The sequence below is a fragment of the Marinobacter sp. KM021 genome (assembly GCF_050707965.1).
In the GTDB taxonomy this organism is placed as follows: Bacteria; Pseudomonadota; Gammaproteobacteria; order Pseudomonadales; family Oleiphilaceae; genus Marinobacter; species Marinobacter shengliensis.
In genome coordinates, this window is record NZ_CP136129.1 from 2896454 (window position 1) to 2909405 (window position 12952).

12 protein-coding genes and 1 riboswitch are annotated in these 12952 nt (G+C 57.8%); of the genes, 5 read left to right on the forward strand and 7 right to left on the reverse strand.

The annotated features are described in order from the left end of the window. Nucleotides 1-96: 96 nt before the first annotated feature. Entirely contained in the window at nucleotides 97-1455 is a 1359-nt protein-coding gene (gene glnT, locus RVM24_RS13655; RefSeq protein ID WP_431474217.1) for a type III glutamate--ammonia ligase, read from the reverse strand. A 157-nt stretch (nucleotides 1456-1612) separates the two neighbouring features. Here glnT and RVM24_RS13660 point away from each other — a divergent pair, with 157 nt between their 5' ends. The 3 genes from RVM24_RS13660 (at nucleotide 1613) to RVM24_RS13670 (ending at nucleotide 4633) form a co-directional block, all read left to right on the forward strand. Then, complete coding sequence (locus tag RVM24_RS13660; RefSeq protein WP_286922133.1) at nucleotides 1613-2644, forward strand: alpha/beta fold hydrolase; 1032 nt, start codon at nucleotides 1613-1615, stop codon at nucleotides 2642-2644. A gap of 211 nt (nucleotides 2645-2855) precedes the next feature. After that, a riboswitch (guanidine-I (ykkC/yxkD leader) is annotated at nucleotides 2856-2968 on the forward strand. Nucleotides 2969-3032: 64 nt separating this feature from the next. Continuing rightward, complete coding sequence (locus RVM24_RS13665) at nucleotides 3033-3848, forward strand: ABC transporter permease (RefSeq protein WP_431474218.1); 816 nt, start codon at nucleotides 3033-3035, stop codon at nucleotides 3846-3848. Further along, the gene (locus RVM24_RS13670) at nucleotides 3848-4633 is read left to right on the forward strand and encodes an ABC transporter ATP-binding protein (protein WP_286922135.1); all 786 of its coding nucleotides are present in this window, start codon (nucleotides 3848-3850) and stop codon (nucleotides 4631-4633) included. The genes RVM24_RS13665 and RVM24_RS13670 overlap by 1 nt, the downstream gene beginning before the upstream one ends. A gap of 45 nt (nucleotides 4634-4678) precedes the next feature. Here RVM24_RS13670 and RVM24_RS13675 read toward each other — a convergent pair whose 3' ends face one another. The 4 genes from RVM24_RS13675 to RVM24_RS13690 form a co-directional block, all read right to left on the reverse strand. After that, nucleotides 4679-6454 (reverse strand): PQQ-dependent methanol/ethanol family dehydrogenase, encoded by a 1776-nt coding sequence (locus tag RVM24_RS13675; RefSeq protein WP_106693843.1) that lies wholly within the window; start codon nucleotides 6452-6454, stop codon nucleotides 4679-4681. A 196-nt stretch (nucleotides 6455-6650) separates the two neighbouring features. Next, nucleotides 6651-7577, reverse strand: a complete 927-nt coding sequence (locus RVM24_RS13680) for a substrate-binding periplasmic protein (protein ID WP_431474219.1) — start codon at nucleotides 7575-7577, stop codon at nucleotides 6651-6653. 38 nt (nucleotides 7578-7615) lie between these two features. Then, nucleotides 7616-8044, reverse strand: coding sequence for a cytochrome c-550 PedF (pedF, locus tag RVM24_RS13685; RefSeq protein ID WP_286251924.1), 429 nt, complete (start codon nucleotides 8042-8044; stop codon nucleotides 7616-7618). A gap of 133 nt (nucleotides 8045-8177) precedes the next feature. Next, nucleotides 8178-8300: a hypothetical protein gene (locus tag RVM24_RS13690; RefSeq protein ID WP_267283736.1), complete on the reverse strand. Its 123-nt coding sequence runs from the start codon at nucleotides 8298-8300 to the stop codon at nucleotides 8178-8180. Between the two features lie 112 nt (nucleotides 8301-8412). On the opposite strand from RVM24_RS13690, the gene RVM24_RS13695 reads away from it, so the two are divergent. Then, a complete protein-coding gene (locus tag RVM24_RS13695) occupies nucleotides 8413-10269 on the forward strand; it encodes a methanol/ethanol family PQQ-dependent dehydrogenase (RefSeq protein WP_431474220.1) in 1857 nt (618 codons plus the stop codon). Between the two features lie 68 nt (nucleotides 10270-10337). After that, nucleotides 10338-10991 (forward strand): pentapeptide repeat-containing protein, encoded by a 654-nt coding sequence (locus RVM24_RS13700; protein ID WP_106693847.1) that lies wholly within the window; start codon nucleotides 10338-10340, stop codon nucleotides 10989-10991. 12 nt (nucleotides 10992-11003) lie between these two features. Here the strand turns inward: RVM24_RS13700 and RVM24_RS13705 are convergent, their stop codons facing one another. Then, entirely contained in the window at nucleotides 11004-11660 is a 657-nt protein-coding gene (locus RVM24_RS13705; RefSeq protein WP_106693848.1) for a response regulator, read from the reverse strand. Beyond that, nucleotides 11657-12889, reverse strand: coding sequence for a sensor histidine kinase (locus tag RVM24_RS13710; protein ID WP_106693849.1), 1233 nt, complete (start codon nucleotides 12887-12889; stop codon nucleotides 11657-11659). Before RVM24_RS13710 ends, RVM24_RS13705 begins: the two co-directional genes overlap by 4 nt. Between the last annotated feature and the right edge of the window lie 63 nt (nucleotides 12890-12952).

Genomic DNA, 12952 nt, shown 5'->3' on the forward strand with positions numbered 1-12952 from the left:
GTTTTCGTCAAGCGTACACGGACGTATTCACAGCGTGTCCCTGACAGGCTACCCACTTGCCAGCGCGGGCGCCTGTCTCAAACCATGAGGTGGTATTCAGAACATCTTCAGGTAACGCTTCACCTCCCACTCAGACACGTGGTTCTGGTAGCTCACCCACTCCCCTTTCTTGTAGTCGACAAAGCTCTTGAACATCGCCCCACCAAATACTTCTTTGGCCAAAGGATCTGCTTCGAAAGCTTCCACCGCCTCACCCAGATTCCGGGGCAGGTACTCGATGCCCTGTTCGGCAATTTCGGCATCACTGTAGTTGTACATGTTTTCGTGGTGCGGCGCGCCGGCGTCCAGGCCTTCTCGGATGCCTTCCAGGCCGGCGGCGAGGATCAGGGCGCTGCCCAGGTAAGGGTTGCAGGCAATGTCCGCTGCGCGGCATTCAATACGACCACCCACGCCTGGAATCCGGACCATGTTGGTGCGGTTGTTGGAGCCGTAGCACATGAACACCGGCGCCCAGGTGGAGCCAGACATACTGCCCTGGCGCACCAGACGTTTGTAACTGTTAACCGTGGGGGCAATCACGGCGCTGATGGCGGCTCCGTGTTTCAGCACGCCGGCGATGAAGTGATAGGCAATCTTGCTGATGCCGCAGCTGTGCAGGTCGTCACCGTTTGGCTCGAACAGGTTCTCGCCGGTTTTGATGTCCGCCAGCGACATGTTGTAGTGGGCACCGCTGCCGGTGCGGTCGGCAAACGGCTTGGGCATGAAGCTGGCGAAGGCGCCGTGTTTGCGGGCGATTTCGTTGGCCATCATGCGGAAGAATACTAGGCGGTCTGCCATGGTCAGGCCGTCGGCGTATTTGAAGTCGGTCTCGAACTGGCCATTGGCGTCTTCATGGTCGAAGGAATACACGTCCCAGCCCAACTCGTTCATGGCCTCCACCAGTTCGTCCATGATGGTGAAGTTGTCCATCAGGGTGCGCGGGTCGTAACAGGGTTTGCCCAGGGTGTCGCGGTCGCTGAGCGGGGCGAAACCACCATCTTCAGTGTCCTTGAACAGGAAAAACTCGGTTTCGATACCCAGATTGAAGCGGTAGCCCATGTCGGCCGCCTCCTCCAGCTGCCGGCGGAAGATGTTGCGGGAGCAGGCTTCAAACGGTTTGCCGTTCAGGTACAGGTTGCCGGGAAACCACGCCAGCTGGCGGTTCCAGGGGCAGATGGCGACGCCACTGGCGTCTGGCATGGCGGCCACTTCGTCGTCGGAGATGTCCTGGGGCACGCCGTCCAGGGCGGCGCCGGTATACAGCTCCGAGCCTTCCATCATCTGGCCGAGGTGGGCCACCGGCACGAACTTGCCCTTGGTAATGCCATGGATATCCACGTAACTGGCGATGGCGTATTTCACGCCGGCGTCGGTGAGTTGCTGCTGCAGGGCCCGGGTGTTGGTCAGGTCAGTCATCTTGATTCCTCTTTTGCCCGTTAACACGAGCGTTTGTTGAGTGTTCTGGCACGTTTCTTTCTACATTTTCACCATTCAACATACATGCCAGCGTGTATATATAGATCTGGAAAGGTTGTATTCGAGACCTGGCAACAACACCAGACAGGGAACCAAAATGACTGAAAACCAATGGGTTAAAGAAGAGTTTGAGGCTGGCGATCTGCCGCTTTCCGGTGGCGACACTCTGTATTCAGCCCGCCTGCACTACCATCAGATCGGCCAACTGAATGCACCAAGAGACAACCTGATCCTGTTGCCCACGTACTATGGTGGTGCAGCTGAGGGCAATCATCCCTGGGTGGCGCCAGGCAGCCCCCTTGATCCCGGCGAATACTGCATTGTGATCCCCGCCCTGCTCGGTGCCGGTGAATCATCTTCCCCCTCCAACACGCCAGGGCTGCAGGCCGGCGCCGGCTTCCCGGCCATCAGCCTGTACGACAATGTAATGCTGCAGAAACGCCTGGTAGATGAGGTGTTCGGCGGCGCCAGCCTGGCCCTGGTGATGGGCTGGTCCATGGGGGGCATGCAGGCACTGCAATGGGGTTGCCTGTTTCCGGAGCAGGTCCGCGCCGTGCTTGCCACCTGCTGTACCGCCCGCTGTTACCCGCACAACCGGGTATTTCTGGAGGGCGTAAAAGCCGCGCTGACGTGCGATCAGAGGTTTCAGGAGGGCCATTATCAACAGCCGCCAGAACGAGGTCTCCGGGCCTTTGGCCGGGTCTATGCCGGCTGGGCATATTCCCAGGCTTTTTTTCGCCACGAGCGCTGGCGTGAGTTGGGGTTCGAATCCATTGAAGCATTGCTGCACTGCTGGGAGGAGGACCACTTGGCGCAAGATGCCAATAACCTGCTGTCGGTTCTCAACACCTGGCAGCAGGGCGACATCAGCGATAACCCGGTGTTTCAGGGCGATTACAGATTGGCACTTGGTGCCCTGACCATGCCGACACAACTCATGCCGAGCAGCACCGACCTATACTTCACACAGGAAGATGCTACGCAGGATGCCCGGCAGATGCCCGGGGCCGGGCTTGAGGTACTCGATTCCGAGTGGGGCCACATTGCCGGTGGCGCGGGGCGTGAAACCAGAAGCCAGCAGGTGATTCTAGCGGCCGCCTCGGGCTTGCTCTCAAGCCAGGCACCGTAGTGGTGCGCCATGTGTCGCCACGCACCGGGACAGCGCAGCTTGGCTGCTCTAACCGCGCCGGATCACAACGGGGGCAAGGCATTTCCGGATCTGGCATGCCATCTGCAAAGGTAAGACAGGGAACGCAAGCTTGCATGATGCACGAGCAACCGTTTCTACAACCCAGTCCGTTCACAGCAACACCGCAACACGTGCGGCGACACAACGAAGACCAATGGGTGACTAGGGTTCCGGTCCTGGCTGTTTTCAGCAACAGCCAGGATGGCTGGTCCGAGAGTTACCGACCTCTGGGAGGTTACACGGCGGGACAAAAGCCCGGGAGACCGAATCGCAAGGGGTGCCAACCCGCGATCACCTTGCCGTGCTGTGTGACCAGAGGAGACTAATTATGCGATTGATCAACCACCACCCCGGGCGTTTTTCAGCCATCCTGCTGGGATTACTGCCGTTTTTGTTGATCATGCTGATCTACAGCCTGGCCTCCCAGCAGCGCCTGGCCGACAACCCCAACGATAAGCTCCTGCCCGGCCTTGAACAGATGACGGCCGCAGTTGACCGCATGGCCTTTCAAGAGGATCGGCGCAGTGGCAATTACCTGATGTGGGAGGATACCGCCGCCAGCCTTAAACGGCTGGGCATGGGTGTGGGCATTGCTGCGTCACTGGCGCTGGTGGTGGGCTTGTTGAACGGCATTCTACCGCTGGTGCGGGCCAACCTTGCGCCGCTGGTTTCAGCACTGTCCATGGTGCCACCGCTGGCGATACTGCCCATCCTGTTTATCGTGTTTGGCCTCGGCGAGCTGTCCAAAGTGATGCTGATTGTCATCGGCACAGCGCCGGTCATGATGCGGGATGTCGCACAAAGAGTCCGGGAACTGCCGGGCGAACAGCTGATCAAGATCCAGACCCTGGGTGCCAATTCCTGGCAGGTGATCACCCGCATGGCCCTGCCCCAGACACTGCCCCGCCTGATCGATTCGGTTCGGCTCAGCCTGGGGCCTGCCTGGCTGTTCCTGATTGCAGCTGAAGCCATCGCTTCAACCGAAGGCCTTGGTTATCGGATCTTCCTGGTGCGGCGCTACCTGGCCATGGATGTCATCCTGCCCTACGTTATCTGGATCACCATCCTTGCCATCGTCATCGACCAACTACTGCGCCTTGCCAATCGCAAATTATTCCCGTGGTACAACGCCGGAGGCCACTGATGAGCTTTATTACTGTCAACAATCTCTGGAAAGAGTACGGTGACCAGGTGGTTCTGGAGAACCTCAACCTGTCCGTCAAACAGGGTGAATTCTGCACGCTGGTGGGGGCTTCCGGATGCGGAAAATCCACTTTCCTGAAAATGCTGCTGGGGCAGGAAACCCAGACCCGTGGCGAACTGCTGCTTGATGGTGCCGCCTTTCCAGCCGAACCCGATCGTAACCGTGGCATTGTATTTCAGCGCTACTCGGTTTTCCCCCATCTGACCGTTCGACAGAACGTACTGATGGGACTGGAACTGGAGCAGAAGCCGTTACTCGGCAAGCTGTTCGGCAGCGCCCGCAAGGAAGCATTGGCGCGGGTAGACGCCATGCTGGAGTCGGTCGGCCTGAGCCCGTCGGCCAACAAGTGGCCCCATGAGCTTTCCGGTGGTATGCAACAGCGCCTGGCCATTGCCCAGTCCCTGATCATGAGGCCCCGCGTGCTTCTGCTGGACGAACCTTTTGGCGCACTGGACCCTGGCATTCGCAGCGACATGCATAACCTGCTGCTTAAACTATGGCAGGAAACGGGCACCACCATCTTCATGGTGACCCACGATCTCAAGGAAGGCTTCTATTTGGGCACTCGGTTACTGGTCTTCGACAAAACCCGACACGACCCACATAGCCCCAGCGCCTATGGCGCCACCATCACCTATGACTTGCCGATCGGCAAAACCGACCGGGCGGTACTTGAGGATATTGACCACTCTGTGGCAAGAACCGCGCGCTATCAGGCGGCCTGAATCAAAAAGGGCTGCCCGGAGGCAGCCCAAAGGTCGATCGACAACTTACTTGGCAGCCACCCGGTCTTTCGGCAGCTTGAAGGTCCAGACCATACCGCCCTGGTTGAAGTCTTTGACCACCCTGGCCACTTCACCGCCCCACAGCGGCACCGCACCACCCCAACCGGAGGCAACGGAGACGAATTGCTCGCCGTCCATTTCCCAGGTTACCGGGGTACCAACCACGCCGGAGCCGGTGTTGAACTTCCAGAGTTCTTTGCCGGTTTTGGCGTCAAAGGCCTTCAGGAAACCTTCCGGTGTGCCGGTGAACACCAGACCGCCAGCGGTCGTCATTACGCCACCCCAGAGCGGAGCCGGGTTATTCTGGCGCCAGACTTCTTTGCCGGTTTTCGGGTCCATGGCCCGCAGAACGCCGATAAAGTCGTCGTTAGCCGGCTTGATGGTGAAACCTGCACCCAGATAGGCAGCGCCTTTCTTGTAGGACACCGGCTCGTTCCAGATGTCCATGGACCACTCGTTGGAGGGCACATAGAACAGTTCGGTATCCGGGCTGTAAGCCATCGGCATCCAGTTCTTGCCGCCCAGGAAGGCCGGGAAGGCGACAACGGTTTCACCCTTCTCCCCATCCAGGTCCGCCGGGTTACCCGGGCGACCGCCTTCTTTCAGGATCGGGCGACCGGTTTTCGGGTCCAGGCCGGTTGCCCAACTGATGGTGTCGACAAACGGGAAACCGCGAATGAACGAGCCATCTTCACGGTTGAGCACGTAGAAGAAACCATTACGGTCCGCCGTGGCAGCAGCTTTGATGGTTTTTCCTTTTTCTTTCAGATCAAAGGAAATCAGCTCATTGACACCATCGTAATCCCAGCCATCATTCGGGGTAGTCTGGAAATGCCACTTGATGCTGCCGTCGTTCGGATCGATCGCAACCCGGGACGCGGAGTACAGGTTATCCCCAGGGCGCAGGTGCGAATTCCAGGGCGCCGGGTTACCAGTACCGAAGAACAGGGTATCGGTTTCCGGATCGTAGGTGCCGCCCAGCCAGGTTGCCGCGCCGCCGGTCTTCCACATGTCACCAGGCCAGGTCTTGCCGGCCTCGCCACCGGAAATACCGTTCTCGATCTTCTTGCCGTCCTTGTAGACATAGCCCATGTGGCCTTCAACCGTCGGGCGGGTCCACACCAGGTCACCGGTGTTGGCGTCGTAGGCTTCTACCTTGCCCACAATACCGAATTCACCACCAGACACGCCGGTAATCAACTTGCCGTTGACCACGATGGGTGCGGCTGTGATGGCGTAGCCCTCCTGATAATCGGCAACCTTTTTAATCCAGACCACCTTACCGGTGTCTTTATTGAGCGCGACCAGCTTGGCATCCAGAGTACCGAAGTAAACCTTGTCACCATAAATGGCAGCGCCCCGGTTGATCACGTCACAGCAGGGCATAATGCCATCGGGCAGGCGGGCGTCGTACTGCCACAATTCCTGACCTGTCCGGGCGTCTACTGCCCACATGCGGGAGTAGGAACCGGTCACGTACATCACGCCGTCTTTGATCAGCGGCTGCGATTCCTGGCCACGCTGCTTCTCTCCACCGAAGGAGAACGCCCACGCTGGCTGGAGATATTTAACGTTTTTGGTGTTCAGGGTTTTCATAGGGCTGTAGCGCTGACCCTGATAGCCCATGCCGTAGGTAACGACACTGTCGATGCTTTGATGGTCGTTCAGCAGGTCTTGGTCGGTGACCGCGTGGGCCCCGAAGGAAACAGCTAATGCCAGGGCACTGGCCGCAAAGGTCTTGCCGATCGCGATTGATCTCATGGTTGCGTTCTCCAATTCTCTTGTTTTCAGATTCGATGGCGAACCGGGAACTTTTCCCGCCTCTCTACCCATTCTTGTTGGCCTCCGCATTTGCAACAATTAACCCCACGCACAGGTTTTCTCATCACTTGGTAGTAAGACTCCGCCAGAAACGAAAAAGCCCGCACTGGGGCGGGCTGGATTCGGTCCACAAAGGCTACTCGGCTTCTTCCGGCCCGAGAATCGCGTCATAGTATCCAGGGCGGCTAAAGGAGAGCCCATGCCGCTGATACAGCTGGGCCACTTCGCCATTGCGGATCATTCGGTCCACCGCGCCTTCAACGGCGTATCCCAGGGCACGATAGGTGTGCCGTATGGCGATGCCGACATCCCAAACCGGTTTACTGATACCAGGAAAGCCGTTGCTGGCCTTTTTGAAGGGACGGTCCGGATAAGACTTCAGACTGTGTTCCAGCTCCGCGCGCATGCCCATGACGGCGCTGACCTCACCGCTTGCCATCGCCTCGAACGCCTTGGCGACGCTCATGTAGTGATGCACCTGATCACGCATGCGACCGCCAAACGAAGAGGTCATGTAAGTAGCCGGCAGGGTGTCGATCTCCACACCGATCGGGTGGTACTGGAATTTGGCGACGGTATTGATTTCATCCAGCTTGTCGGCATCGAACACAATCTGCCAACGCTCCTGCTGATAAGGCGCCACAAACACCACCTGCTCATTGATCATCTCGCCGGTTGAGTCGCGCATGTACTTGAACACACTGTCGTAGGGCACTCGCATCATGATGTCGGCCACACGTGTTTTGGACAGGTAATGGCCTTTCCAGATGTGGTTGCGAAGATCGTCCCCCAGGTTTTCATCCGGAATGATCCAGTAGGGCCGGAATTCCACACCCAGTGCCTCGGCGATCTGACGACCGAGATCCGCATCCACGCCTTTCACCTCACCATTTTCCTCGTAGGAGTAGGGCGGAAAGTCCTTATACATGCCGACGTTCAGAAAACCCGAATCCTGGATAATATCCAGGGTGCGATCCGGAATGAGCAGGCGCGGCTGTTGGCCATGCGCCACCGCCGCCAGCATCGCAAACACCACAAGCAATACACGAAACGCAGCTTTCATCACTCACCCTCCTGACGAGAAATCGTTTCCAAACCGGATTATTCCGGCTTGGGCAGCGACTCAACGTAGGTGCGAATGGCCCAGATCGCGGTTTGATCCAGATTGTCCTTGAAGGAGGGCATACCGCGGCCGGTGCCGTTGGTGACTCGGCCAATGAAGTATTCGTCGTCCCACTCTTCCAGTTCACGCAGGTCCGGCGTCAGGCCACCAGACATGGCCTCGATACCGTGGCACACAGCGCAGTTACCGGCATAGCCACTGCGACCGATTTTGATGGCTTCTTCGTTGAGTGAGCCGTGTTCGTTGCCCTCACGGAACGGATTTTCAGCTCGTAGCTCCTTGCCCAGGTCAGGCAAGGCACCGGTATCAACCGGTTGCGGTGTCACATCCCCGTGAGACCAGGCGGAGGAAGCGCCAACAGACAAAGTGGCAGCGAGCAGGGTTCGAGTGAAAACGTGTGTCAGCATGGTTAGACCACCTCTTGTTTTGAATCACGATGGCTGGCGCTGTTTTTGTGTGACGTCAACCAGCAGCTTTCCACAAGTATGGTGAGGCCGCGCTAGCGATAGAATGCCACTTTCGCTTTCAGACACTAGTTCCTTAGTAGTAAACGCTGAGAGTCAACGCCAAAGCATGAGTTTCCGCATTGCCCATGGAGAACGCCCGGTTTTTCATGATGATGGCCATACCCTGGGAACTTTTCCCGATTCCTGTTGGTTTCATCCCATTGATCCGATGCTTTTTTCCGTCGCCACAACATCCCCCTAAGCCAATACTCGTGGCGTCGATGCCTTGAGCAAGACGATGGGTACAACAAAAAACAAGGGGAAAGACAATGAACATCAAAACACGCAAGCGCCCGCTACTACGGGGGATAGGACTGGCTCTGGTACTCGGATCAGCGGTAGGTCTCACCAGTCATGCAAATGCCGGAAACGTAACCTGGGAAGATATCGCCAATGATGCGCAAACAACCGAGAACGTGCTGGGCTATGGCATAGGTCCCAAGGCCCAACGATACAGCCCGATGACCACCATCAACCGGGACAACGTGGAGCGACTGGTTCCGGCCTGGTCATTTTCGTTCGGCGATGAAAAACAACGAGGGCAGGAATCCCAGGCACTGGTTCATGACGGTGTTATCTATGTCACCGGCTCCTACTCTCGCCTGTGGGCCCTGGATGCAAAAACCGGAAAACGGCTATGGGAATACAGTCACCGGCTGCCAGAAGGCATTCGCCCCTGTTGCGATGTGGTCAACCGTGGCGCTGCCATTTTTGGTGATAAAGTCTTCTTCGGTACTCTGGATGCGGGCATTGTTGCCCTGAACAAGGATACCGGTAAGGTCGTCTGGCGAAAGAAATTCGGTGACCACGAAGCCGGCTACACCATGACCGGCGCACCCACGCTCGCGAAGGATCAGAAGACCGGTAAAGTTTTGCTGATTCACGGATCCTCAGGTGATGAATTTGGCGTTGTAGGCAAGCTGTTTGCCCGAGACCCGGATACCGGCGACGAAATCTGGATGCGCCCGTTCGTCGAGGGCCATTATGGCCGTCTCAACGGTAAAAAAAGCACGCCAACCGGTGATCCTCGCGCGCCCAGTTGGCCCGACGACTCCTCCCGTGACACCGGCAAGGTTGAAGCCTGGAGTCATGGCGGCGGAGCCCCCTGGCAAAGCGCCAGCTTCGACGCAGAGACCAACACCATCATCATCGGTGCCGGCAATCCCGCACCCTGGAACACCTGGGCCCGCACATCACCGGGTGGCAATCCTCAGGATTATGACAACCTCTATACGTCAGGACAGGTTGGCGTAGACCCCACAACAGGTGAGGTGAAGTGGTTCTATCAACACACACCGAACGATGCCTGGGATTTTTCCGGTAATAACGAGCTTGTGCTGTTTGAGTACACAGATGACGGGCGTGAGGTAAAAGCCACCGCGCACGCTGACCGCAATGGCTTTTTCTACGTGGTCGACCGCACGAACGGCAAGCTCGAGAAAGCGTTCCCATTTGTTGACAATATTACCTGGGCCAGCCACATCGACCTGGAGACAGGCCGCCCCGTGGAAAGAAAAGGCCAGCGCCCACCACCCGTCCCGAAGGGTGAAACCCGTGGCGAATCCATCGAAGTCTCTCCGCCCTTCCTGGGTGGCAAAAACTGGAATCCTATGGCTTACAGTCAGGACACCGGGCTGTTCTACATACCCGCCAACCACTGGAAAGAAGATTACTGGACCGAAGAAGTTACCTACAAGAAAGGGGCTGCCTATCTGGGACAAGGCTTTCGAATCAAGCGTATGTATGACGACCACGTAGGCATCCTTCGAGCCATGAACCCGCTCACCGGCGAGATCGAATGGGAACACAAAGAGCGGTTGCCACTTTGGGCCGGCGTTCTGACCACCAAAGGCGGCCTTGTGTTCACAGGCACTGGAGACGGCTACCTGAAGGCATTCGATGCCAAGACCGGTGAGGAACTTTGGAAATTCCAGACCGGCTCGGGAATCATCTCTTCGCCGATCACCTGGGAGATGGACGGCGAGCAATATATAGGCATCGCCTCCGGCTACGGCGGTGCAGTTCCGCTTTGGGGCGGCGATATGGCCGAACTGACCAAACCTGTCTCCCAGGGCGGTTCGTTCTGGGTATTCAAGATGCCCTCCTGGGCACAGGCCTCCCGCTAACGTTCCTCCGGACTGGGCCTGGCAGTTCGCCGGGCCCTTTTTTCTGCCTATGATTCAGAGGTGAAATCATGAAACCTGTTATTACCGCCTCATTGTTACTGTTCACCGCATCGGCACTGGCCAGTGACTATATGGCCGATATGGATCAAATCCCCGTCATCAACGGCTGCAAGCTGGAACGCAAAGCTAGTTGCGCCGGCGCTGACCTGCAGGGGGCGGATCTGTCCAATATGGACCTTCACTCAGCCAACTTGCGCGGTGCCAACCTGTCTGGCGCAAATATCAGCCATACCAGCCTCCGAGGTGCCAACCTTGACGGGGCGAATCTCGACAATGTTACCGGCTATCGACTCCAGGCCTACCGGGCCAGCATGAGGGGCGCGTCACTGAAGAATGCCCAGTTACAGGGTATGCAGGGCGAGTATCTGTTCGCCCAGGGAGCAGACTTCAGTGAGGCAGACCTGACCGGAGCCAACTTCGACTTCTCGCGTTTTTCCGGTGCCACTCTGGTGAACGCCACTATGCCCTTCAGCAGCTTCGAGATCTCCTGGATGCCAAAGGCAAATCTGGAGGGCGCCAACCTGAGGGGAGCAAACCTTCAGGAAGCGAAGCTGGGGCTGGCCAACCTGGCTGATGCCGACCTGACCGGAACCCGCATTCACTACGCCACGTTCGAGGGAACCCATATGGAGGGCTGCACAGCCTGCCCCTTTGACTGGTGACCCAGGGCGGGCTCAGACCCGCCTTGCTTCCTCCAGCTGACCATAGCGAACAAGGCCAGCATCCACTGCCAGATGGATCAGCTCCACTGACGAGGCAACCTGAAGCTTGCTCTTCAGGCCCGCCAAGTGGTTAGACACGGTCTTGTTGCTGACGCACAATCGCCCAGCGATACCTGAAACACTCTCACCCCGGGCATACATCAGAAGAACCTCCATTTCCCTTTGGGTCATATCCCTGAGCCGATGGTCTACCGGCCGCTCCTGGTTCATTGCCAGACGGGTCGCAATCGGATGCTCGATGTAGGGCTGGCCAGCAGCGACCCGTTTCACCGCTTCAGCCAACTCCTCCGGGGCGCAGCTTTTTGAGACAAACCCCAAACCACCAATATCCAGAGCCTGCCTGACCATGGGCAGCTCATCGTGCATGGTGAAGAAAAGAATGGCCGCCCCACGCCAGCGCTGGCGCAGTCGGCGCCCAACCTCCAAACCAGAGATATCGGGAAGCCCCATATCGAGCAGCACCACATTTGGCCGCAACCCTCCATAGCAAGCGACCGCATCCTCGCCGTTGTCGACTTCGGTGATCGCCACCGCGGGCAGCATTGAACGCAGGAGATTCGCAATCCCCTGGCGAACGACCTGATGATCATCCACAATCATGAGCTTCACACGATGCTCCCCGGGATTGGGCACAGCCGGGTAAGCGGGACGGCAAGCCGGATTCGGGTGCCCTCGCCCATTCGACTGAAGAACTTTACTTCACCACCCAGGCATCTGGCACGCTCACGCATGGACCGCACACCCAGGCCGGCGTTGTCGGGCAGACAATCGTTTCCGACGCCATCATCACGTACCTCAATGCTCAGTTCCGTGGCGTTAAGGGCTACCGCCAATGTCGCGCAGGACGCATTGGCGTGACGGGATACGTTGTTCAAGGCCTCCTGGAGAAACCGGTACAGGTGTGTCTGCTGCTCACCGGTGAATTCTGGCAGGCGATCGTCCATCGCAAGGCGACACTCCAGGCCACTAAGCTGTTGCCATTGTTCGGTCAGATGCCGGATTGCGCTGCCCAGCCCCAACTGCTCCATCACCAGCGGATGCAAATCCTGGAGCAGGTGACGGAAATGCGTCTGGATGGTCTCACAGTTTTCCGCCAGGTCACTGGCCTGTTTCTTCTGCCGATCATTCAGGCCGGGATCGTAGAGCAGGCTTCGCGCCTGGGCACGAATACCTGTCAGGTATTGCCCCAGGTCGTCGTGGAGTACACGGGCGATATGTTCGCGCTCCCGGTCCTGCAACCGAAGCAGTTCGTTGAGCAGACGACTGACGGTCTGCTGTTCCGACTGAAGCGCCTCGGCCATGGAATTGAAACGGCAAATCAGAGAGTCCAGCTCTTGTTCTTGCTGACGCGGTAGTCGGGAAGTGAGTTGACCCGCCGAGATTGCCCCCATGGCTTCAGAGAGGCTGGCGAGGGTACGCATGCCGCGCCTGACCATAACAAACAGCGCGAGGAAGCACAGGCAGGTACCAATCGCGTAGGCACCGGAAACCAGCAGGAACCCTTCCCAGATTTCCTCAACCTCATCGGCGGGATCAACCTGCCAGCCATTAACCACTGGCCGGTGGAATTCTCTGGCAATCAGTGCTGAGAACCAGGCAGGCACATCCCTGCTTACTCCAGAACCTGTATCACCCGCCGGCGTCAGGTGACGCATGCCGCTAACGACAGATTCCGGGAGACTGTCAGGGCTTTCCAAACTCTGCGCAAGGCCGGCAACACCGTCAAGTTCCCGCTGGACATCATGGCGGGCCTGCTGGATGTAAAACAGCGCTCCGAGCAGATAGATGAGCAGAAAAACCGCCAGCATCAATAGAGATATCTTCCGATATACCGTCATTGTTTTTATCCATTGCGGGTAAACAGCCTGTCCACTCTCATGCTAAACCCGCCAGCTTTAACC